This window comes from Nocardia neocaledoniensis (assembly GCF_003182135.1).
GTDB classification, from domain to species: domain Bacteria; phylum Actinomycetota; class Actinomycetes; order Mycobacteriales; family Mycobacteriaceae; genus Nocardia; species Nocardia neocaledoniensis.
This window is the reverse complement of record NZ_QGTL01000003.1, coordinates 559,717-579,814: the sequence shown is the minus strand read 5'-3', so window position 1 is coordinate 579,814 and position 20,098 is coordinate 559,717. Positions and strand designations below refer to the sequence as shown.

General features: G+C 70.0%; 18 protein-coding genes. 10 read left to right on the top strand and 8 right to left on the bottom strand.

Annotated features, from left to right (window positions below):
- Positions 1–12: 12 nt before the first annotated feature.
- Complete coding sequence (locus DFR69_RS10755) at positions 13–1,134, bottom strand: citrate synthase 2 (protein WP_110037309.1); 1,122 nt, start codon at positions 1,132–1,134, stop codon at positions 13–15.
- Between the two features lie 75 nt (positions 1,135–1,209).
- Here DFR69_RS10755 and pdxH point away from each other — a divergent pair, with 75 nt between their 5' ends.
- The 4 genes from pdxH (at position 1,210) to DFR69_RS10735 (ending at position 5,118) form a co-directional block, all read left to right on the top strand.
- A complete protein-coding gene (pdxH, locus tag DFR69_RS10750) occupies positions 1,210–1,914 on the top strand; it encodes a pyridoxamine 5'-phosphate oxidase (RefSeq protein ID WP_110037308.1) in 705 nt (234 codons plus the stop codon).
- A 61-nt stretch (positions 1,915–1,975) separates the two neighbouring features.
- The gene (locus tag DFR69_RS10745; RefSeq protein WP_110037307.1) at positions 1,976–3,298 is read left to right on the top strand and encodes an MFS transporter; all 1,323 of its coding nucleotides are present in this window, start codon (positions 1,976–1,978) and stop codon (positions 3,296–3,298) included.
- 97 nt (positions 3,299–3,395) lie between these two features.
- Positions 3,396–4,709 (top strand): citrate synthase, encoded by a 1,314-nt coding sequence (locus tag DFR69_RS10740; RefSeq protein ID WP_110037306.1) that lies wholly within the window; start codon positions 3,396–3,398, stop codon positions 4,707–4,709.
- A 49-nt stretch (positions 4,710–4,758) separates the two neighbouring features.
- Positions 4,759–5,118 carry an FKBP-type peptidyl-prolyl cis-trans isomerase gene (locus DFR69_RS10735; protein ID WP_110037305.1) on the top strand — a complete coding sequence of 120 codons (360 nt, stop codon included), beginning with the start codon at positions 4,759–4,761 and terminating at the stop codon, positions 5,116–5,118.
- A gap of 63 nt (positions 5,119–5,181) precedes the next feature.
- Here the strand turns inward: DFR69_RS10735 and DFR69_RS10730 are convergent, their stop codons facing one another.
- Both DFR69_RS10730 and DFR69_RS10725 read right to left on the bottom strand, forming a co-directional pair.
- Positions 5,182–5,763, bottom strand: a complete 582-nt coding sequence (locus DFR69_RS10730; RefSeq protein WP_110037304.1) for a Uma2 family endonuclease — start codon at positions 5,761–5,763, stop codon at positions 5,182–5,184.
- A gap of 35 nt (positions 5,764–5,798) precedes the next feature.
- Positions 5,799–6,959 (bottom strand): YhgE/Pip domain-containing protein, encoded by a 1,161-nt coding sequence (locus tag DFR69_RS10725; protein ID WP_167456225.1) that lies wholly within the window; start codon positions 6,957–6,959, stop codon positions 5,799–5,801.
- A gap of 278 nt (positions 6,960–7,237) precedes the next feature.
- Here DFR69_RS10725 and DFR69_RS10720 point away from each other — a divergent pair, with 278 nt between their 5' ends.
- Complete coding sequence (locus DFR69_RS10720; protein ID WP_110037302.1) at positions 7,238–7,894, top strand: DUF8020 domain-containing protein; 657 nt, start codon at positions 7,238–7,240, stop codon at positions 7,892–7,894.
- A 9-nt stretch (positions 7,895–7,903) separates the two neighbouring features.
- Here DFR69_RS10720 and DFR69_RS10715 read toward each other — a convergent pair whose 3' ends face one another.
- The 3 genes from DFR69_RS10715 to DFR69_RS10705 are packed head-to-tail and all read right to left on the bottom strand — an operon-like array spanning position 7,904 to position 12,111.
- Positions 7,904–9,322 carry a sensor histidine kinase gene (locus DFR69_RS10715; protein ID WP_167456224.1) on the bottom strand — a complete coding sequence of 473 codons (1,419 nt, stop codon included), beginning with the start codon at positions 9,320–9,322 and terminating at the stop codon, positions 7,904–7,906.
- Positions 9,319–10,032 carry a response regulator transcription factor gene (locus DFR69_RS10710; protein WP_110037301.1) on the bottom strand — a complete coding sequence of 238 codons (714 nt, stop codon included), beginning with the start codon at positions 10,030–10,032 and terminating at the stop codon, positions 9,319–9,321. Before DFR69_RS10710 ends, DFR69_RS10715 begins: the two co-directional genes overlap by 4 nt.
- 27 nt (positions 10,033–10,059) lie before the next feature.
- Complete coding sequence (locus DFR69_RS10705) at positions 10,060–12,111, bottom strand: AMP-binding protein (protein ID WP_110037300.1); 2,052 nt, start codon at positions 12,109–12,111, stop codon at positions 10,060–10,062.
- A 319-nt stretch (positions 12,112–12,430) separates the two neighbouring features.
- Here DFR69_RS10705 and DFR69_RS10700 point away from each other — a divergent pair, with 319 nt between their 5' ends.
- Genes DFR69_RS10700 through DFR69_RS10685 form a run of 4 tightly spaced genes read left to right on the top strand, consistent with a single transcriptional unit; the run spans position 12,431 to position 17,564 of the window.
- Positions 12,431–16,189: a HAMP domain-containing sensor histidine kinase gene (locus DFR69_RS10700; RefSeq protein ID WP_110037299.1), complete on the top strand. Its 3,759-nt coding sequence runs from the start codon at positions 12,431–12,433 to the stop codon at positions 16,187–16,189.
- Positions 16,186–16,599 carry a roadblock/LC7 domain-containing protein gene (locus DFR69_RS10695; protein WP_011207200.1) on the top strand — a complete coding sequence of 138 codons (414 nt, stop codon included), beginning with the start codon at positions 16,186–16,188 and terminating at the stop codon, positions 16,597–16,599. Before DFR69_RS10700 ends, DFR69_RS10695 begins: the two co-directional genes overlap by 4 nt.
- Before the next feature lie 7 nt (positions 16,600–16,606).
- Positions 16,607–16,981 (top strand): DUF742 domain-containing protein, encoded by a 375-nt coding sequence (locus DFR69_RS10690; RefSeq protein ID WP_019044950.1) that lies wholly within the window; start codon positions 16,607–16,609, stop codon positions 16,979–16,981.
- Positions 16,962–17,564, top strand: a complete 603-nt coding sequence (locus tag DFR69_RS10685; protein ID WP_019044951.1) for a GTP-binding protein — start codon at positions 16,962–16,964, stop codon at positions 17,562–17,564. The genes DFR69_RS10690 and DFR69_RS10685 overlap by 20 nt, the downstream gene beginning before the upstream one ends.
- Positions 17,565–17,622: 58 nt before the next feature.
- Here the strand turns inward: DFR69_RS10685 and DFR69_RS10680 are convergent, their stop codons facing one another.
- On the bottom strand, positions 17,623–18,165 hold the full coding sequence (locus tag DFR69_RS10680) for a hypothetical protein (protein WP_110037298.1): 543 nt from the start codon (positions 18,163–18,165) through the stop codon (positions 17,623–17,625).
- Complete coding sequence (locus DFR69_RS10675) at positions 18,162–18,440, bottom strand: helix-turn-helix transcriptional regulator (protein ID WP_110037297.1); 279 nt, start codon at positions 18,438–18,440, stop codon at positions 18,162–18,164. Before DFR69_RS10675 ends, DFR69_RS10680 begins: the two co-directional genes overlap by 4 nt.
- A 109-nt stretch (positions 18,441–18,549) precedes the next feature.
- Here DFR69_RS10675 and DFR69_RS10670 point away from each other — a divergent pair, with 109 nt between their 5' ends.
- Entirely contained in the window at positions 18,550–20,061 is a 1,512-nt protein-coding gene (locus tag DFR69_RS10670; protein ID WP_208643958.1) for an acetyl-coenzyme A carboxylase carboxyl transferase subunits beta/alpha, read from the top strand.
- Positions 20,062–20,098 lie beyond the last annotated feature (37 nt).

Sequence of the window (20,098 nt, the reverse complement as noted above, 5' to 3'; positions counted from 1 at the left end):
GGTGGGGGTGGGTCAGCCGGCGATGGTGGACCAGCCGGCGACCTCTTCCGGCTTGCGGGGGCCGGGGCCGGTGTAGATGGCGGCGGGGCGCACGAGCTTGCCCAGCTGCTTCTGCTCGAGAATGTGGGCGCACCAGCCGGCGGTGCGGCCGCAGGTGAACATGGCGGGCATCATGTGGGCCGGGACCTCGGCGAAATCGAGGATGACCGCGGCCCAGAACTCGACGTTGGTCTCGATGGCGCGGTCGGGACGACGCTCGCGCAGCTCGGCCAGGGCGGCCTGCTCCAAGGCGGCGGCGACCTCGTAGCGCGGGGCGTCGAGGCGCTTGGCGGTGGCGCGCAGCACGCGGGCGCGCGGGTCCTCGGCGCGGTACACGCGGTGACCGAAGCCCATCAGCTTCTCTTTGCGGTCCAGGATGCCCTTGACCAGAGCGCGCGCGTCACCGGACTGCTCGACGGCCTCGATCATCGGCAGCACGCGGGCCGGGGCGCCGCCGTGCAGCGGGCCCGACATGGCGCCGATCGCGCCGGACAGCGAGGCTGCCACGTCGGCGCCGGTGGAGGCGATGACGCGGGCGGTGAAGGTGGAGGCGTTCATGCCGTGCTCGGCGGCCGAGACCCAGTAGGCGTCGATGGCCTCGGTGTGGCGCGGGTCCGGGTCACCCTTCCAGCGGGTCATGAACCGCTCGGTGACGGTGGTGCACTCGTCGATCTTGCGCTGCGGAACGGCCGGCTGATAGATGCCGCGCGCCGACTGCGCCACGTAGGACAGCGCCATCACCGAGGCGCGCGCGAGGTTCTCGCGGGCGGTCTCGTCGTCGATGTCGAGCAGCGGCTCGTAGCCCCAGATGGGGGCCAGCATGGCCAGGCCCGCCTGCACGTCGACGCGCACGTCGCCGGTGTGCACCGGCAGCGGGAAGGGCTCGGCCGGCGGGAGGCCGCGGCCGAACTGGCCGTCGACCAGCAGGGCCCACACGTCGCCGAAGGTGACCCGGTTGGTGACCAGGTCCTCGATGTCGACGCCGCGGTAGCGCAGGGCGCCACCGTCTTTGTCCGGCTCGGCGATGTCGGTGGTGAAGGCCACCACGCCTTCCAATCCGCTGACGAAATCCTGGGGTACCGAGCTGGTAGTCATGGTGACTCTCCTTGCGGGGGCATGCCGATCACCGCAACCATAGTCCCGCCGATACCCCGGAGTAACCTCACCCCTATGCGTGACCAGGACCCTTCCGCGGCCGCCTCGCCCGACCTCGCCCGCATGCGCGTCGACTACGGCGACCCGCTCTCGGCTCCCGCCGTCGAACCCGACCTGGACGAGACCTGGGTGGCCGGCGGCTGGGAACCGTTGCTGCGCAACTGGATCGAGCAGGCCACCATGCTCGGCGTCGCCGAGCCCAACGCGATGGTGCTGGCCACCGTCTCCCTGGCGGGACCGGTGCCGCGACCGGTCGCGCGCACGGTCCTGTGCAAGGGTCTCTCGCCCGAGGGCGTGACGTTCTATACGAACTACGACTCGGCCAAGGGCGGCCAGCTCGCCGCCGACCCGTACGCGGCGGCGACCTTCGTCTGGCCCGCGCTGGCCAGGCAGGTGCACGTGCGCGGGGTGACCGAACGGGTCCCCGCCGAGGTCACCGCCGCCTACTGGCAGGCGCGGCCGCGCGAATCGCGGCTCGGCGCCTGGGCCTCGGCGCAGTCGAAGCCGGTGGCCTCGCGCGCCGAACTCGACCGCACGCTCGCCGAGACCACGGCCCGCTTCGCCGACGTCGACGACATCCCCGTGCCGCCGTTCTGGGGCGGCTATCTGCTGCGCCCCGACGAGGTCGAGTTCTGGCAGGGCAGGCGCGGGCGCCTGCACAACCGCATCGTGGTCCGGATCGACGGCGAGCACACCAGGGTGGAGCGGCTGCAGCCGTAGGTGGCCTATGTCACCGAAAAAATCGTGGGATCTTTCCGCGGTGATCGCTAGCGTCCCGTGAGTGAAACTGCTCGCCGACACCGAACCCCTGCGGAATCCCGACTACCGCAGGCTCTGGACGACCAACATCGTCACCGTCATCGGCGCGCAGCTCTCGGTGGTCGCGGTGCCGCAGCAGATCTTCCAGATCACCGGTAGCTCCGGCTATGTCGGCCTGTCCGGGCTGTTCGGATTGGTGCCGCTGATCGTGTTCGGGCTGTGGGGCGGCGCGCTCGCCGATGTGATGGACCGGCGCACGCTGCTGATCATCACCACCGCCGGCACCGGCGCGACGGCCGTCGCGTTCTGGGTCCAGGCCGCGCTCGGGTTGAACAACGTGTGGCTGGTGCTCGGGCTCTTCGCCGCGCAGCAGGCGTTCTTCGCGGTCAACCAGCCCACCCGCAGCGCGGCCATCGCCCGCCTGCTGCCGCCGGAGCAGATCGCCGCGGCCAGCTCGCTGAGCATGACCGTGCAGAACGTCGGCATGATCGCCGGACCGGTGCTCGCGGGCATGTTGATCCCGGTGCTCGGGCTGCCCACGCTGTACCTGCTCGACGCGATCGCCCTGCTCGCGACGCTGTGGGCGGTGTGGAAACTGCCCGCCTTCCCGCCGACCGGTGACCAGCGCAGGGCCGGACTGCGCGCCGTGCTCGACGGCTTCCGGTACCTGACCGGCCAGCGGATCCTGCTCGCCTCGTTCGTCGTCGACATCATCGCCATGGTGTTCGGCATGCCGCGCGCGCTGTTCCCGCAGATCGCGCACGAGACCTTCCACGACCCGGCCGAGGGCGGGGTGGCCCTTGGACTGCTGTTCGCCGCGATCTCGGCGGGCGCGGTGCTCGGCGGCGTCTTCTCCGGCTGGGTGCCGCGCATCCGCAGGCAGGGGCTTGCGGTGATCGTCTGCATCGCGGTCTGGGGGCTGGCGATGGTCGGCTTCGGGGTCGCGGTCGGGCTCGCGGGCCACGTGTTCGGGCTGGGCGTGTGGTTGTGGATCGCGGTGGCGTTCCTCGCGCTCGGCGGCGCGGTCGACATGATCTCGGCCGCCTTCCGCACCGCGATGCTGCTCAACGTCTCCACCGACGAGATGCGCGGGCGGTTGCAGGGCGTATTCATCGTGGTCGTGGCGGGTGGACCGCGGGTCGGTGATGTTGCCCACGGTTTCGCGGCCGCCAGCCTGGGTACCGCTGTAGCTGCCGCGGGTGGTGGCGTCCTGGTCGTGATCGGGGTGGTTCTCGCAGCGCTGGCCTTTCCCGCGTTCGTGCGCTACCGGGTGGGTCGCGCGCACTCCGATTCGACCTCACCGTCTGACGGGCTCGGTGTGAGAACAGCGCAGGACAACCCCTGATTGCTCGCCTCGACCGAACAACAGCTAGCGTTAGCGCAAGTGCACCGCGTGCCGACCGCATCGGTGCCGACGGTTCTAGCCTGAGAGGGATCCTTCCGTGCCCGCTGAGAACATCACCAACGTCGCCGAAGACGCCAAGGCGGTACTGCAGTACCCCGGTGGCGAGTTCCCGATCTCGGTCACCAAGGCCGCAGAGGGCAACGACGGACTCGACTTGGGCAAGCTGCTGGCCAGCACCGGCTACGTCACCTACGACCCCGGTTTCATGAACACCGCGTCGACCAAGTCGGCGATCACCTACATCGACGGTGAGGCGGGCATCCTGCGCTACCGCGGGTACCCGATCGACCAGCTGGCAGGCCGCTCGACCTTCATCGAGGTCAGCTACCTGCTCATCTACGGCGAGCTGCCCACGCAGGCCCAGCTCGACGACTTCACCGATCGCATCCGCCGCCACACCCTGCTGCACGAGGACCTGAAGCGGTTCTTCGACGGCTTCCCGCGCAACGCGCACCCGATGCCGGTGCTGTCGTCCGCGGTGAACGCGCTGTCGGCGTACTACCAGGACTCGCTGGACCCGCGCGACCCCGAGCAGGTCGAGCTGTCCACCATTCGCCTGCTGGCCAAGCTGCCCACCATCGCGGCCTACTCGTACAAGAAGTCGGTCGGCCAGCCGTTCCTCTACCCGGACAACTCGCTGAGCCTGGTCGAGAACTTCCTGCGGATGACCTTCGGCTTCCCGGCCGAGCCGTACGAGGTCGACCCGGAGATCGCCGCCGCGCTCGACATGCTGCTGATCCTGCACGCCGATCACGAGCAGAACTGCTCCACCTCGACCGTGCGCCTCGTCGGCTCCTCCGACGCCAACCTGTTCACCTCGGTGTCCGGCGGCATCAACGCGCTGTGGGGCCCGCTGCACGGCGGCGCCAACCAGGCCGTGCTCGAGATGCTCGACGAGATCAAGGCCAACGGCGGCGACGTCAAGGAATTCATCCGCAAGGTCAAGAACAAGGAAGACGGCGTGAAGCTCATGGGCTTCGGGCACCGCGTCTACCGCAACTACGACCCGCGCGCCACCCTGGTCAAGCAGGCCGCCGACAAGATCCTGTCGAAGATCGGCGGCGACGACCAGCTGCTCGACATCGCCAAGCAGCTCGAAGAGGCCGCCCTCACCGACGACTACTTCGTCTCGCGTCGCCTGTACCCGAACGTCGACTTCTACACCGGCGTCATCTACCGGGCCATGGGCTTCCCGACCCGCATGTTCACCGTGCTGTTCGCCATGGGCCGCCTGCCCGGCTGGATCGCCCACTGGCGTGAGATGCACTCCGAGCCGCTCAAGATCGGCCGCCCGCGCCAGATCTACACCGGCTACGGTGAGCGTGACTACCTCGAAATCGGCACCCGCTGATCTCGACAACTCGTCTGGCGACTACTCAACTATCGAAGGGGATAGCCGAATGACCAAGCCGGAGATCGAATTCCAGGAGGGCCCCGCGCCCACCGAGCTCGTGATCAAGGACCTCGTCGAGGGCGAAGGCAAGGAAGCGGTGCCGGGCGGCACCGTGGAGGTGCACTACGTCGGCGTCGAGTTCGAGACCGGCGAGCAGTTCGACTCTTCGTGGGACCGTGGCGAATCCATCACCTTCCCGCTGCGCGGCCTGATCCAGGGCTGGCAGGACGGTATCCCCGGCATGAAGGTCGGCGGCCGCCGCCAGCTCACCATCCCGCCGGAGCTCGCCTACGGCCCCGCAGGCGCGGGCCACCACCTCTCCGGCAAGACCCTGGTCTTCGTGATCGACCTCCTCGAGGCGCACTGACCGAAGCCCGACGACACGGCCCGCCTCCCTCAGGGAGGCGGGCCGTAGTCGTCTGCGGGCAACTCAGCGGATGAGGTCCGCGAAAGCGATATCGCCGACGATCACATGCTCCAACCGGAGCAGACCGTCCCGGTGGATCTGGTGCAGCCGGTATTCGCGGGCGTGCGCGTCGAGCCGGAACTCGAGTACCTCCGCGATACCGAATTTCGTGTCCAGCATGACGACGAGATAGAGCGGGATACCGACCCGCGCGTACTGGGCCTTCTTGTCGAGCAGGTCCTCGGCCGCCGTCGACGGTGACGACACCTCGACCACGATCAGCGCGTCGCCCGCCTCCGGTTTGTCGCCCGGCTGATCAAGGCATCGGTACACCGTGACGTCGGGTCGCCGGAAGGTGAACTTCGGAACCCGCCAGAGCACGACGTCGATATCGGTTTCGGCCCGTATGCACTGCTCGGTGCTCGGCAGGTCCTCCATGGCGCTCGCGAGCCGACGGGCCACCCGGTTGTGTTCGGGCGTCGGCGATTCACAGACGATGACATGCCCGTGTACCACCTCGATCTCCCGCGAGACATCCTCGGGGAGCCGACGGTACTGCTCTTCCGTCATCTGATGCGGTAGCGAGTCCACAGCCTGGATCGTCATGGGCCGAGCCTACCGACCCGGCCGTTCCCCCGACGCTATTCGTGGACGACCTCGACGGGGTCGGTGAGGGCCAGGGCGAGGGCGGATTGCTGGGCCTGGCCGAGCTGGGGGAGGGCTTCGATGGCCTTGCCGGTCTGGGTGTTGAGGTTGCCGACGATGTTCTGCAGGGCGCCGACGCCGGTGGTCATCTGTTCGATGGCGGAGGCGACCTGGGCGCCGCCCTGGTCGGCGAGGGCGGGCAGGCCCTTGGCCAGTTCGGCGCCCTGGCTGAGCTGCACGCGCGCGCTGTCGAGGCGGGTGACGACGGTGCGCAGCAGGGTGCCCAGGTCGGTGCCGGGATCCACGGCGGCACCGGTCAATGCGGCGAGGCCGGTGAGCTGGCTGCCCGCCTGGCTCGAAATACCGCGCAGCGCTTCGAGTTTGGTGATGATGTCGGCCAGCTGCGGATCACCGGCGAATGGCAGGGCGCGCAGCAGCGGCAGGATCTGGTCGAGACCGGCGCTCATGGCGCCCGCGCTGCGCTCGACCTCCGCGATGGTGACTCCGGTGGCGCCAAGCGCGTCGGCGAGCTGATTCGCCTGCGTGGTCGCACCGTCGACGGTCTGGTTGAGCAGCTCGATGGCCGAAGTGAGCTCGCCCGCACCCTGTTTCGCGAAGTCGAGGAAGCCGAGCATCTCCTCGGCGCCGCCGCTGAACTGGGCGGCGCCGTCGGCGGCCGCGTTCACCCCGGCGCTGAGCAGCTGCGCGGTGAACTGCACGGAGGTCATCTGGTTGCGTGCCTGCGCCACCGCGGCCAGCGCGGCGTCCACCCCGGACGCGCCGATCCGGTGGGTGACGGCGGCGACGGCTCCGTTCACCTCGCCCTCGTCGGCGCCGTCGTGCGCGGCGACGGTGACCTTGGCGCGCTGGGGTTGCGGGGAGGCCAGCGTGGCCATGGACGCCGTGAGGTTCTCGGGCAGGGTGATCACCGCGGCGTAATCGGCCGGATCGATCTCACCGGGCTTCGCCACCGTCCACTCGTAGCCGCCCGCCTCCTCGACGGCCTTGGCGACGCGCGCCCCGGTCGGCCCGGCGTCGGCGTTGACCAACGCGTATCCGGTCGGCGCCGCACCGCCGCCCGCGCACGCGGCGATGCCGCCCGCGGTGAGTGCGACAGCGGCGACGAGACAGGCCACTCGGGCACGTTTTCCGATCATGGCGGCGACGGTATCGGTGCAGTGCGCAGTGCGGATTGGGAGAGGTCTGAGAGTTCGGTGAGGATGCCGTCGCGGCGTTAACTGCCGGTGTGCCGGTGACAAGCCTTTCCCGGTGAGCGGGACGACCAAACCTTCCCGCGATATGTGGTGCGTCACATCTGCTTTCGTGGTCCCGGTACATCCGGTACAAATCTCGAGTCAATCGACATCGAGAATTTTTTCGATTCGTCCGGGGGTTGCGGGGATTCACCGGGGGCATCGGGAGGGAGACATCGAACATGGGTAACCACAACATCATTCGTTCCGCGCGCCGCGCGCTGGTCGCGGCGCTGCCGCTGGTCGTCGCCACCTCGCTGGTCACCGCGGGCACCGCGGCGGCCGACGTCGACACCGAGCGTCAGGCGCAGATCGCCACCGGCCTGTCGAGCGCGGGCACCGAGGGCGGCGTCGACTTCCGCACCGTCGTCGCGCCGGACCTGCGCAGCATCTCCGCGACCGTCGACAACGGCCGGTTCGTGCTCACTCCCGATGCCGTCACGGTGGTCTCGGGTACCGGCGCCGTCGTCGGCCAGGTGCCGCTGAAGTTCACCACGGCCACCGGCAACGCCGTCGCGATCGCCTCGGTGGTCTCCGAGGACGGCAAGAGCCTCGCGATGGCCCCGCAGCTGTCCACCGACACCAGCACCGAGCTGAAGAACATCGCGACCGACCCGTCGGCCGCCAACCACGATCCGGTGCAGAACGGCGCCGCCGCGGGCGCCACCGTCGGCGCGATCGCCGCCGCGATCCTGTGCATCCCGGCGCTGGCCGCGTTCATCATCGGCTACGTGTTCTGCGCCGTTCCCGGCATCATCAACATGGCGCTGACCGGCGCCGTGATCGGCGCGGTCATCGGCCTGGTGATCCCGGAGTCGGTGCCGCAGGTCCTGCCCTGACGCTGAGCGTTAGCTGAACGGCCCCGTCTCCGCTTCGGAGGCGGGGTTTTTCGCTGTCCGGTCGGGTCTGCGAATCGGCAGATCGAGCACCAGCCGTGCCCCGCCCAATCCGCTGGCCTCGAAACGGGCGCTGCCGCCGTGCAATTGGGCCTGCTGGGCGACCAGCGCGAGACCGAGGCCCGAGCCGCCCTTGCTGGCGTTGACGCCACGGGCGAAGCGGGCGAACACGGCCTCGCGCTCGGCGGGCGGCACCCCGGAGCCGTTGTCGTCGACGGCGATGACGATGCGGTCGGCGCCGGTGCGGTGCGCCGAGACTATCGCCCGGGTCGCGCCACCGTGCTTGACCGAGTTGGTGAGCGCGTTGTCGACGGCCAGCCGCAGCCCGGCGGGCAGGCCGAGGGTGATGAGCTCGGCGTCGGTCTCGATGCGGACCGACAGGCCCGGGTAGTGGCGCATCGCGTCGTGCGCGGCCTGGTCGCAGAGGTCGGCCACATCGGTGGGCACGTGATCGGCCTCGGCGGTGAGATCGCCGCGGGCCAGGCGTTCGAGCGCGGTGAGCGTGGTCTCGATCCTGGTCTCGTTGCGGGCGAGGTCGTCGAGGATCTCCCGGCGCTGGGCCTCGGTGAGGTCGAGGGTGCGCAGGACCTCGAGGTCGGTGCGGATCGCGGTCAGCGGGGTGCGCAGCTCATGGGCCGACACGGCGGCGAAGTCGCGGGCCGTCTCGAGTGCCGCGGCCGTCTCCGCCTGCGCCTCGTCGACGCGGGCCAGCATGGTGTTCACGGCATCGGCCAGCTTCACCGCCTCGTCGACGCCGGAGCCGTCGACCGGCTGCGCCGAGGCGTCCGGGTCGCCGAATCCGCTGCGCGCCGAGACCTGTTCGGTGAGCTTCACGATCGGCCGCACGGCCCGCCCGGCCAGCAGCCAGCCCAGCGCCGCCGCGGCCGCCACGGCGATCGCCGCGCCCGCGAGCACCCAGCGCTGCTGGTCGGCGGTGGCCTTGGCGGCCTCGGTGGTCGGGATGGCGAGGGAGACGGTGCGGCCGGCCGGTTGGTTCTCGGTGGAGGTGAGCACCCGGTAGGGCTGATCGTCCACCACGACGGTCTGCGAGCCCGGCGGCAGATCCGGGAGCTGGGTGGAACTCGACGCGGTCACCTGGCCGTTGTCGCGCACGGTGAGCGCCATGGTGTTCTGCAGCCCGGTCAGGTTGACGAATCCCGTCGCCAGCACCGGTTCGATCAGCACGATCCTCGAGGCGATCTCGAGCTGCTGATCGGTCTGGGTCACATTGTTGCGTTCGATTGCCTGGAAGCCGACGAACGCGGCGATCGTCACGATGATGACGGCGCCGGCGGCGGCGGCCCCCGCGACGCGGGAGCGCAACGAAAACGATTGTCTCCGATGAACTTTCGATGAAAGCTCGGGAGTCATTTGGGTTCCCGGAGCACAAACCCGACGCCCCGGATCGTGTGCAGAATCCTTGGCGTGTCATCTATTTCGAGTTTGCGGCGCAGATATCCCACGAACACGTCGACGACATTCGTATCGGCGACGAAGTCGTAACCCCACACCAATTCGAGCAGCCGCTCCCTGGTCAGCACCACACCCGCATTCCTGGCGAGCGTCGAGAGCAATTCGAATTCGCGTTTGGTGAGCTCGATTTCCCGGCCGTGCAGCAGCGCGCGATAGCCGGCCACATCGATCTGCAGCGGCCCGACGGTGATCGTGCCGGGCGCCGCGGGTTCCGCTGTATCGGTGCGGCGGCGCAGCAGCGCGCGGATCCTGGCGACCAGCTCGGCCAGCTCGAACGGCTTCACCAGATAGTCGTCGGCGCCGGACTCCAGCCCGGCGATCCGGTCGTCCACCGAGGAGCGGGCGCTGAGCACGCAGACCGGCACGTCGTTGCCCATCGCGCGCAAGGCCGTCACGACTCCGGCGCCGTCGAGTACCGGCATGTTCATGTCGAGCACCACCGCGTCGGGGGCGTGCTCGGTCACCGAACGCAGCGCGGCGGCGCCGTCGCGGGCCACCAGCACCTGGAAGCCGGACAGGCGCAGCCCGCGTTCGACCGAGGCGAGGACATCGGGATCGTCGTCGACGACGAGGACGGTGGCGGCGGCGCGTTCGGTCACGGAGGCCATGGTATTTCGCCACGGCGTCCGGCGGCGTCAGGGCGTCGGCGCCACCGGGTCACCGTCGCGCTCGCCCGCCTCCTGGCCGGGCGCGGCGGGCGCGCCGAGCGGGGGATTGGCGAGGATGCGGTCGGACAGGGCGGTGAGCACGGCCGGGTCCTCGATGGTGGCCGGAACCTCCACGTGCTCGCCCGCGGTGAGCTGGCGGATGGTCTTGCGCAGGATCTTGCCCGAGCGGGTCTTGGGCAGACCGGTGACGATGATCGCGCTGTGCAGGGTCGCGATGGCGCCGATCTGGGTGCGCACGCGCTCGGCCAGCTCCTCGCGCAACTGCTCCGGATCGACCTCCACACCCTGCTTGAGCACCACGTACGCCAGCGGGAGGTGGCCCTTGAGCTCGTCGGGAACGCCGATGACGGCGCATTCGGCGATCGCCTCGTGCCCGGCGATCGCGGCCTCGATGCTGCCCGCGGAGAGCCGGTGCCCGGCCATGTTGATCACGTCGTCGCTGCGGCCGAGGACGTAGAGGTAACCGTCCTCGTCGAAGTAGCCGGAATCGCCGGTCAGGTAGTGGCCGGGGAACGCCGACAGATAGGAGCGGATGAACCGGTCGCGGTCGCGCCACAGGCCGGTCAGCGCGCCGGGCGGCAGCGGCAGGCCGATGACGATGTTGCCCTCGACCCCGGTGGCCACCGGATTGCCGTTCGCGTCGAGCACCCGCAGCCGGTACCCGGGCACCGGCACGCACGACGAACCGGGCTTGACCGGCAGTTCCTGCAGGCCCAGCGGGTCGGCGCAGATCGGCCAGCCGGTCTCGGTCTGCCACCAGTGGTCCACCACCGGCGTGTCCGGGTGCTCGGCGAGCAGGGTGTCCGACGCCCATTCGAAGGTGGCCGGGTCGAGCCGCTCGCCCGCGCAGAACAGCGCGCGCAGGCGGGACAGGTCGTGGCGGTGCGCCGCGGCGGCCTCCGGGTCGGCCCGGCGGATCGCGCGCAGCGCGGTCGGCGCGGTGAACAGCACCCGCACGTCGTGCTCGTCGATGATCCGCCAGAACACGCCCGCGTCGGGGGTGCCGACCGGTTTGCCCTCGTAGAGCACGGTCGTGGCGCCGACGAGCAGCGGCGCGTAGACGATGTAGGAGTGGCCGACGACCCAGCCGACATCGGAGGCGGCCCAGAACACCTGGCCGGGCCCGACGTCGTAGATGTTGCGCATCGACCAGGACAGCGCGACCGCGTGCCCGCCGTTGTCGCGCACCACGCCCTTCGGCTTCCCGGTGGTGCCCGAGGTGTAGAGAATGTAGAGCGGGTCGGTCGCGGCGACCGAGACCGGCTCGGCCGGGTCGGCCCCGGCCACCGTGGCGTCCCAGTCGACCCAGCGGGCCGCGACGGTCTGCTCCGAGGACGGCAGCACCTCGGTCGCCGGCAGCGGGGCGGCGAACTCGATGGTCGGGAAGTCGGCCCGCTGCTTGACGATCACCGTGCGCACCGAGGTGGTCTCGGCCAGGTCGAGCGCCTGCAGCACGATCGGCGGGTACTCGATACGCCGGTTCGGCTCGAGCCCGCCGGAGGCCGTGACGACCAGCACCGGCTCGGCGTCGTCGATGCGGGCGGCCAGCTCGGGCGCGGCGAACCCGCCGAACACCACCGAGTGCACCGCGCCGATGCGTGCGCAGGCCAGCATCGCGATCACGGCCTCGGGGATCATCGGCAGATAGATCACCACCCGATCGCCCGCGGTGACCCCGAGATCGCGCATGGTGCCCGCGAACCGGGCGACCTCGTCGAGCAGCTCGGCGTAGGTGTAGACGGTGGTGGTGTCCGTCATAGCGGAGACATATATGAGAGCGGCCTGATCGGCGCGCCCACCCTCGGCGACGGTGCCGGTTCGCACGTGCCGGTCGAGCGCGTTCACGCTGGTATTGAGGCGGGCACCGGGGAACCAGCGGGCCGAGCGTTTGTCGGCGGCGTCGAGGATCTGATCCGGCTCGACATCCCACTCGATGGCCTGAGCTGCGACGGACCAGAAGTCGGCTGGATCGACCAGGCTGGTCTGATAGACCGGCCTGTACTCGTGTTCGGTGTCCAAACCCGTGACTCCCTAGCCTCGCTTCGATGCCCGCTCGATAGATCCTGACGATTGTGGCAGACTTCACGCGACACCCGATGGGGTGCCGCGACCTTTGGTTTTGCCTGGAACGGGCAGGTCATCGCGCGGACCTCGACCGGGAGTCAGCCAAGAAGTTATTGATCCGTTAGAATCTGTTGTCACTTATTCGGGCAGTCGTAGACGCAATTTCTCGGCCAGCCGCAGTTCTCGGCCAGTCACTCTGGCGAGCCACCATTGCGCCTGTGGAGGTTCGCTGATGGCGCCAAGGCACGAGGCCAGTTTGGAAAGTGAGTGGGAGATGCGTGACGCCGCTAGGTCCGGCAGCAAGCGCTGGGCGCTCGGCAACTGGGACCTGCGTTGGAAGGTTACGGCCGTGCTGGCCGTGCCGCTCGCGGTCGCGGTCGGGCTCGGCGTGTCGAGAATTACCTCGGAGTTCTCGGAAGCCAACCGGCTGTCGAGCATCAATGAGCAGGTAGACACGATTCCGTCGGTCACCGGGCTGAGCGCGATGACCGCGAAGGTCGCCGGTAGCCAGATGGTGCCGGCCGGTGGAGGCGCCACCCTGGTCACCGACCAGGACCTCACCGACCTCGACACCGCCATCGGCGCGGCCGAGACCTCGCTGGGTCGCCTGGTCGACCTGCCGGAGGCGCACTCCTCGCTCGAACGCATGGTCAAGCAGGCCAAGGCGGTGCGCGCGCAGGGCAAGGCGCTCACCTCCTCTGCCGAACCGGCGCTGGCCGGGGTCGATCAGATGCGCCGCGACAGCGTCAGCGTCGTGGAGACCACCGTCGCGCAGGTCAGCGACCCGGTGATGGACACGGCCAAGCTGCGCCTGGTCGACACCCTGAACACCCGCTCCGTGCTCGTGAGCCAGCTGGCCGCGATCTCCGAGATGCTGCGCGGGCTGCCGAACGGCCCGCAGGACTACCTCACCGGTGTCGCCACCGAGCGGCACATGCTCGACGTGCTGGCCAACCGCCTGCCCGACGGCGATCCGGTGATCGCCGAACTGAAGGCACAGGCCGACACCAGGCAGAACCTCGTCACCGGCCCGGACGTGCAGGCGGGCAAGCTGCCCATCGGTGAGATGCGTACCTCGCTCTACACCAGCCTCGGCGCCTACCAGGGCGTCGTCGACGAGTCCAGTAAGGCCATCGAGGTCCTGATGGACGACCTGACGTCCTCGGCCGCCACCGGCGCCTGGACCTACACCGGCGTCGTCATCGCGACCATCCTCGCCGCGCTGTTGCTCGCGGTGTTCGTCGCCCGCTCGATGATCGTGCCGCTGCACCGCCTGCGCCTGGCCGCGCTGCGCGTCGCCGAATCCGACCTGCCGCACGAGGTCGCCCAGCTCCGCAACGGCGCCGCCCCCGAGGACGTGCCGCTCGAGCCGATGCCGGTGCGTTCGGCCGAGGAGATCGGTCAGCTCGCCCGCGCCGTCGACGACATCCACGGTCAGGCGCTGCGCCTGGCGAGCGATCAGGCGCAGATGCGTTCGCAGGTCAACGACATGTTCGAGACCCTGGCCCGGCGCTCCAAGTCCCTCGTCGACCATCAGCTCACCCTCATCGAGGCGATGGAGTACGACGAGAAGGACCCGCGCCTGCTCGAGAACCTCTTCCGCCTCGACCACCTCGCGGCCCGCATGCGCCGTAACGGCGACAACCTGCTCATCCTCGCCGGTACGAAGCAGCGCAGGACCAAGTCGGCCCCGGTCGAGATCGCCGACGTGCTGCGTGCCGCGATCTCCGAGGTCGAGGACTACGAGCGCGTCAAGCTCGGCGCCACCCCGCGCGGCTCGCTGGTCGAACCGGCCGCCTCCGACCTGGCGCACCTGTTCGCCGAGCTGCTCGACAACGCGCTGCGCGCCTCTCCGCCGGAGACCGACGTCAAGTTCACCTTCGCCCAGGCCCACGATCAGGGTCTGCTGATCGAGGTCGCCGACCGCGGTATCGGTATGCCGCCCGCGGAGATGGCCGACATCAACCGCAGGCTCGAGCAGACCGCCGAGCCGGGTCCCGACACCGCCCGCCACATGGGTCTGTTCGTGGTCGGCAGGCTCGCCGAGCGGCACGGGCTGACCGTGCGGCTGCGGCCGACCTTCGACACCGCGCGCGACCCCGGCGTCACCGTCACCGTGCACGTGCCGGTCGGCCTGATCGTCACCGGCGCCGGTGGCCCGGCCCTGGCCAAGCAGCAGCCGCAGCCGAGCGCGCCGCAGCAGCCGCAGCGGCCGAACCCGCAGAACCAGCCGAGCACGATGCAGACCCGTGCCATCACCCGGACCCCGGGTGGCAACATGATGGTCACCGTCGATCCCGGCGTGAGCAGCGGCCCGATCCCGAACGGCGCGGGCGGCCTGCCGCAGCGTCAGCCGGGCAACTCGATGGCGCAGGGCCTGCAGCAGGACGCGGCCGAGCAGTCGTCGCCGACGCTGCGTCCGCCCGCGCCCGGCCAGGGCAATGTGCCGCAGCGCGGCAAGCTCGCCGCCGCCGCGCTGCCCAAGCGCAATGTCACCCCCGGTGGTCCCGGTGGTCCCGGTGGGCCGCAGCGTCCCCAGGGGCCGCAGGGCGCCGCGCCGGGCCAGCCCGGCGATCCCAAGCCCGCCGGTGCGCCGCAATCGCTGGCCGGTGGCCTGCCGCAGCGTCAGCCGGGCGCCAACGGCGCTCCGGCGCGCGATCAGGCCCAGCCGCCGCGTGACGCGGCGCCGCCGCAGCGCGACAGCGCCGCGGGTGGGCTGCCGCAGCGTTCGCCCGGCGCCAACGGCGCGCCGCCGCGTGACCCGTCCGTGGGTCTGCCGCAGCGCGATCCGGCCAACCGCCTACCCCAGCGGGACCAGACCGGTGGTCTGCCCCAGCGTGACCCGTCGAGCGGTCTTCCGCAGCGGGACCAGACCGGTGGTCTGCCCCAGCGTGACCCGTCGAGCGGTCTCCCGCAGCGCGAGCAGACCGGCGGCCTCCCGCAGCGTGACCCGGCCACCGGGCTCCCGCAGCGCGATGGCGCGGGCAACGGCGCGCCGCAGCGTGATTCGGGCCCGGTGCAGCGTGATCCGTCGACCGGCCTGCCGCAGCGCTCGCCGTCCAACGGCCTGCCGCAGCGTGATCCGGCGCCGCGCCTGCCGCACCGCGAGCAGTCCGGTGGCCTGCCGCAGCGTGATCCGGCGAGCGGTCTCCCGCAGCGGGACCAGACCGGCGGCCTGCCGCAGCGCGATCCCTCGGGTGGTCTGCCGCAGCGCGAGCAGACCGGTGGTCTGCCGCAGCGTGACCCGTCGACCGGCCTCCCGCAGCGCGGTGGCCAGCCGGGCGGTCTGCCGCAGCGCGAACCCGCCGCCGGCCAGCGTCCGGCCAACGGCCTGCCCCAGCGTGGTGAGTCGGGTGCCCCTGCGCCGCAGCGTGATTCGGGCGAATCGGGCCTGCCGCAGCGCGCCCCGGCCGCCGGATTGCCGCAGCGTGAGGCGCCCAACGGCACGCCGTCGCGTCCGGCTGGCCCGATTGGGCTGCCGCAGCGCGATCCCGGCGCTACTGTGGTACCGCAGGCGACAGCCGGCCCAGGAGTGGCTCTGCCGCAACGGGATCGGGATCCTGCGGAGCCGGAGAACGCTGCGTCGGCAGGGCGTGATCCGGGTCGGCACAGTTTCCGGTCCAACCCGGCCAAGGCTGCGTCGTTCTTCCAGACCAGGTTGCAGCCGGCACCGGAGGGCGATTCCGTGATGGGCGGAACGCCGATCTTCGCGGAGATGATGTCTGCGTGGCTCTCGGATGAGAATTCCGACCGGTCCCAGATGGCCGCTGCCTTCGAATCACCCGGTGACGAAGGATGGCAGGCCGCTCGCCGGGCCAGCGAGGCGCAAGCAGAGGTGCGAACCGCTGCCGGCTTGCCTCAGCGCAATCCGGGCGGCAGGCTCGTGCCCGGTGGTGTCAGCGGTAAGGCCGACAGCACCCCGCACCGTGATCCCGAAACGATCAGGTCCAGCTTGAGTCGTCACCAGCAGGGCGTCCGGGATGGCCGCGCAATGAAGGCAATGAACCTAACCGGAGATAAAGGAGACCGATGAACCCCGATCTAGGTGGTACGAACCGTCAGCTGGATTGGCTGGTTTCGAACTTCGCCAACGAGGTTCCTGGCGTAGCCCATGCCGTCCTGGTCTCGGCTGACGGCCTGCTGATGGCCGCGAGCGCCCAGCTCCCGGTGGACCGCGCGGAGCAGCTCTCCGCCGTGACCGCCGGCCTGGCAAGCCTTTCCGTCGGCGTGTCGAATCTGTTCGAAGGCGGTACGGTACTGCAGTCCGTCGTCGAGATGGAGCACGGCTACCTGCTGCTCATGGCAGTCGGTGACGGGTCCTACTTGGCGGTCCTGACCAACACGTCGTGCGACATCGGTCAGGTCGGCTACGAAATGGCTCTGTTGGTCGAGCGTGTGGGCCAGACCGTCCAGGCCACGCCACGCGTCACGATGGGTTCCTGATGGTGGGATGGACATAGACGATCACCGCATGGGGAGCGCCGAGCCGAGTCTCGTTCGCCCGTACTCGCTGACTGCCGGCCGCACCAGGCCGGCGGTCGAGTTGGCGTTGGAGGCCCTCGTTGCATCGCATCCGGTCGCCATGGAGCGGCAGTTCGAACTGAACAACCTCGAAACGTCCATCGTGGAGTTGTGCAGGCAATCGCCGTCCGTCGCCGAGATAGCCGCCCAATTGGGTATTCCGATCGGGGTGGCGCGGGTACTCGTGGCCGACCTCATCGAGGCCGGTCATGTCCGGGTCTCGGCGACTTTGAAAGACGATTCCAGCGACGATGAACGTCGCGAGCTGATCGAAAGGGTTCTCAGTGGACTCCGGCGTATTTGATTCGACGGCGCAGGTCGACACCCGCACGAGCAAGCCGACTTCGGCGAAGATCGTTGTCGCCGGTGGCTTCGGTGTCGGTAAGACCACGTTGGTCGGTGCGGTGTCGGAGATCGTTCCGCTGCGCACCGAGGCGTTGGTCACCAACGCCAGTACCGGAATCGACAACCTGACCGGCATTCCGATGAAGTCGACCACCACGGTGGCGATGGACTTCGGCCGTATCAGCCTCGCCGACGACCTGGTCCTGTACCTGTTCGGTACTCCGGGCCAGTACCGGTTCTGGTTCATGTGGGACGACCTGATCCGCGGCGCCATCGGCGCCGTGGTGCTCGTCGACACCCGCAGGCTGGAAGACAGCTTCGCCGCTGTCGACTACTTCGAGGCGCGCGGCCTGCCGTTCCTGGTCGCGCTCAACGAGTTCGACGACGCGCCGAAGTATCCACTCGAGGACATCCGCCAGGCCCTGGCGGTTCCCGCCGACGTGCCGATCATGTCGATCGACGCCCGTCGCCGGGAACCCGCCAAGCAGGCCCTGGTCTCACTCACCGAGTACGCGCTGCGCAAGGTGATGCAGGGCTACTGACCCGAAGACGGGGCTGCCGCGATGAAGGCCGCAGCCCCGCCCTCGTGCAGTGGGTGGGTCAGGGTTCCGGATCCGGGTCGGGGCGCGTCCAGCCGATGATCATGGCCGGGGCGCAGCCGCCTGTCATGATGGCCGCCAGCAGCATCAGCCCGCCCGCGTAGGCGGTGCGGTAGGCGTCGGCCTCGGGTGCGAAGGCACCGGCGAAGATCAGGAAGAACAGGCCGGGCATGGTCAGGGACTGGGTGAGTGCCAGTCCGACCGAGCGTGCCTTGTTGCGTTCGGCGATCTCGAATTCGTCGAGCATCTCCGCCGGCGCGTGGTCCTGGCCGCCGCTGGCGATGCGGAGCATGGTCCAGGCGGGCAGGAACAGCACTAGCGCGATCATCGCGACCGTGATCGACACGTTTCGCAGGTCGAACGCGCACAGCACGCCCGCGACGGCGAGTCCGGCCAGCGCGACGACCACCCCGACCACCAGCTGGCGCCGACGACGTTGCGGCCGCCAGCTTTTCAGCATGCCGGCGGTCCGCTGCTCCTGCACGAGCCAGCGCTTGACCCGGTAGTTCTGGTAGCGGTCCAGCAGTCCGGTCGTGCTTGTCATGGCGTGCTGCCTTTCGTCCGTGGGTACAGCTCGGCCGAGAGCGGGCCGAATTCGGTGCGGGAGAAGACCGCCTCCACCGGGAGCTCGAACACATCGCAGATGCGCAGGGCCAGGTCGAGGCTCGGATAGTGGTCGCCGCGTTCGAGCGCGCCGATGGTCTGGACGTTCACGTTGACGGCCTCGGCGAGTGCCGCCCTGCTCATCCGATGTTCGGCGCGGAGCACCGCGATGCGGTTGAAGATCGGGAGGGTTTCCCCTCGTCTGACTGGGCTCACACAATGAAGTGTTGTAAAAACCCAACAACCTGTCAAGAATCTCGAACATATTGCCGTGCTGTCGTGACCCTCGCGCCCCTGCCGGGGCGGTTACGCTCACCGCGTGCGTATGTCGGCGAATGACCTGATCGGGCAGCTGCTCGACCCCGATTCGTTCCGGAGCTGGGACCGCCCGCCCGTCGAGCCGCCCATTTCCCCGCGCTACCGCGCGGAGCTGGTGGCCGCGGCCGAGCGCGCCGGTGTCGACGAGTCGGTCCGCACGGGGGAGGGGCTGCTGCGTGGCCGCCGCGTCGCCGTGATCGCTTGCGAATTCGCGTTTCTCGCCGGGTCGGTCGGTGTGGCAGCGGCCGAGCGGATCGTCTCGGCGGTGGAGCGGGCGACCGAGCTCGGGCTCCCGCTGATCGCCTCACCCACCTCCGGCGGCACCCGGATGCAGGAGGGCACAGTCGCTTTCGTGCAGATGGTGAAGATCGCCGGGGCGGTCGCGGTGCACAAGGCGGCGGGCCATCCCTACCTGGTGTACCTGCGCGATCCGACCATGGGCGGTGTTTTCGCGTCGTGGGGATCGCTGGGCCACATCACCTTCGCCGAACCGGGCGCGCTCATCGGGTTCCTCGGTCCGCGGGTGTACGAAGCCTTGTACGGCAGACCATTTCCGCCCGGCGTGCAGACCGCCGAGAACCTGTACCGCAACGGCGTGATCGACGGCGTCGTCCCGGTCGAGGTGTTCCGCCGCATCGCCAACCGCGCGCTGAGCGTCGCCAGCGGCGTCGTCCTGCCGGCCGAGGCGGAGCCGGGTTGGGCCGCGCCGGTACGCAATCCGGGTCCGATGGCCCGGCGCGAGACGACCGCGTGGGACGCGGTGCTCAGCACCAGGCGGCCCGGCCGCCCCGGCATCCGCGACCTGCTCCGCCATGTCACGCAACGGGTTCCGCTCAGCGGCACCGGGCAGGGCGAGTCCGATCGCACGGTGGTGCTCGCCCTGGCCAGGTTCGGCGGGCAACCCTGCGTCGTCTTCGGGCACGACCGCTCCGGCCAGGAGGGCGAGCACACCATGGGCCCCGCGGCGCTGCGGGAGGCGCGCCGGGCGATGGCGCTGGCCGGCGAACTGCGCCTGCCGCTCGTGCTGGTGATCGACACCGTCGGCGCCGCGCTGTCCAAGGAGGCCGAGGAACGCGGTCTCGCCCCGGAGATCGCCCGCTGCCTGGCCGACCTGGTCACCCTCGACACCCCGACCGTCTCGATCCTGCTCGGCCAGGGCACCGGCGGCGGCGCGCTGGCGCTGCTGCCCGCCGATCGGGTGCTCGCCGCCCGGCACGGCTGGCTGGCGCCGCTGCCGCCCGAGGGCGCGAGCGCGATCGTCTTCCGCGACACCGAGCACGCGCCGGAACTGGCCGCCGCCCAGCGCATCGGCGCCGAGGATCTGCGCGCCGACGGCGTGGTCGACCGGATCGTCGACGAATACCCCGACGCCGCCGACGAACCCGTCGCGTTCGCCCGCCGGATGGTGCTCGCCGTCACCGAGGAACTGGCCGCGTTGCGCGCCACGCCGACGGCGGAGCTGCGCGCGCTGCGCCATGCCAGGTACCGCCGAATCGGGCTGACAGGGGTCACTCACTGACCGGCGCCCCGGTTCATACCCGATTCGGCACCTGGGG

What these genes read in the sequence shown, in the direction of transcription:
- DFR69_RS10755 (WP_110037309.1), bottom strand. Translation starts at nt 1,134, where the DNA reads ATGACTACCAGCTCGGTACCCCAGGATTTCGTCAGCGGATTGGAAGGC.
- pdxH (WP_110037308.1), top strand. Translation starts at nt 1,210, where the DNA reads ATGCGTGACCAGGACCCTTCCGCGGCCGCCTCGCCCGACCTCGCCCGC.
- DFR69_RS10735 (WP_110037305.1), top strand. Translation starts at nt 4,759, where the DNA reads ATGACCAAGCCGGAGATCGAATTCCAGGAGGGCCCCGCGCCCACCGAG.
- DFR69_RS10730 (WP_110037304.1), bottom strand. Translation starts at nt 5,763, where the DNA reads ATGACGATCCAGGCTGTGGACTCGCTACCGCATCAGATGACGGAAGAG.
- DFR69_RS10725 (WP_167456225.1), bottom strand. Translation starts at nt 6,959, where the DNA reads ATGATCGGAAAACGTGCCCGAGTGGCCTGTCTCGTCGCCGCTGTCGCA.
- DFR69_RS10720 (WP_110037302.1), top strand. Translation starts at nt 7,238, where the DNA reads ATGGGTAACCACAACATCATTCGTTCCGCGCGCCGCGCGCTGGTCGCG.
- DFR69_RS10715 (WP_167456224.1), bottom strand. Translation starts at nt 9,322, where the DNA reads ATGACTCCCGAGCTTTCATCGAAAGTTCATCGGAGACAATCGTTTTCG.
- DFR69_RS10710 (WP_110037301.1), bottom strand. Translation starts at nt 10,032, where the DNA reads ATGGCCTCCGTGACCGAACGCGCCGCCGCCACCGTCCTCGTCGTCGAC.
- DFR69_RS10700 (WP_110037299.1), top strand. Translation starts at nt 12,431, where the DNA reads ATGCGTGACGCCGCTAGGTCCGGCAGCAAGCGCTGGGCGCTCGGCAAC.
- DFR69_RS10695 (WP_011207200.1), top strand. Translation starts at nt 16,186, where the DNA reads ATGAACCCCGATCTAGGTGGTACGAACCGTCAGCTGGATTGGCTGGTT.
- DFR69_RS10690 (WP_019044950.1), top strand. Translation starts at nt 16,607, where the DNA reads ATGGACATAGACGATCACCGCATGGGGAGCGCCGAGCCGAGTCTCGTT.
- DFR69_RS10680 (WP_110037298.1), bottom strand. Translation starts at nt 18,165, where the DNA reads ATGACAAGCACGACCGGACTGCTGGACCGCTACCAGAACTACCGGGTC.
- DFR69_RS10670 (WP_208643958.1), top strand. Translation starts at nt 18,550, where the DNA reads ATGTCGGCGAATGACCTGATCGGGCAGCTGCTCGACCCCGATTCGTTC.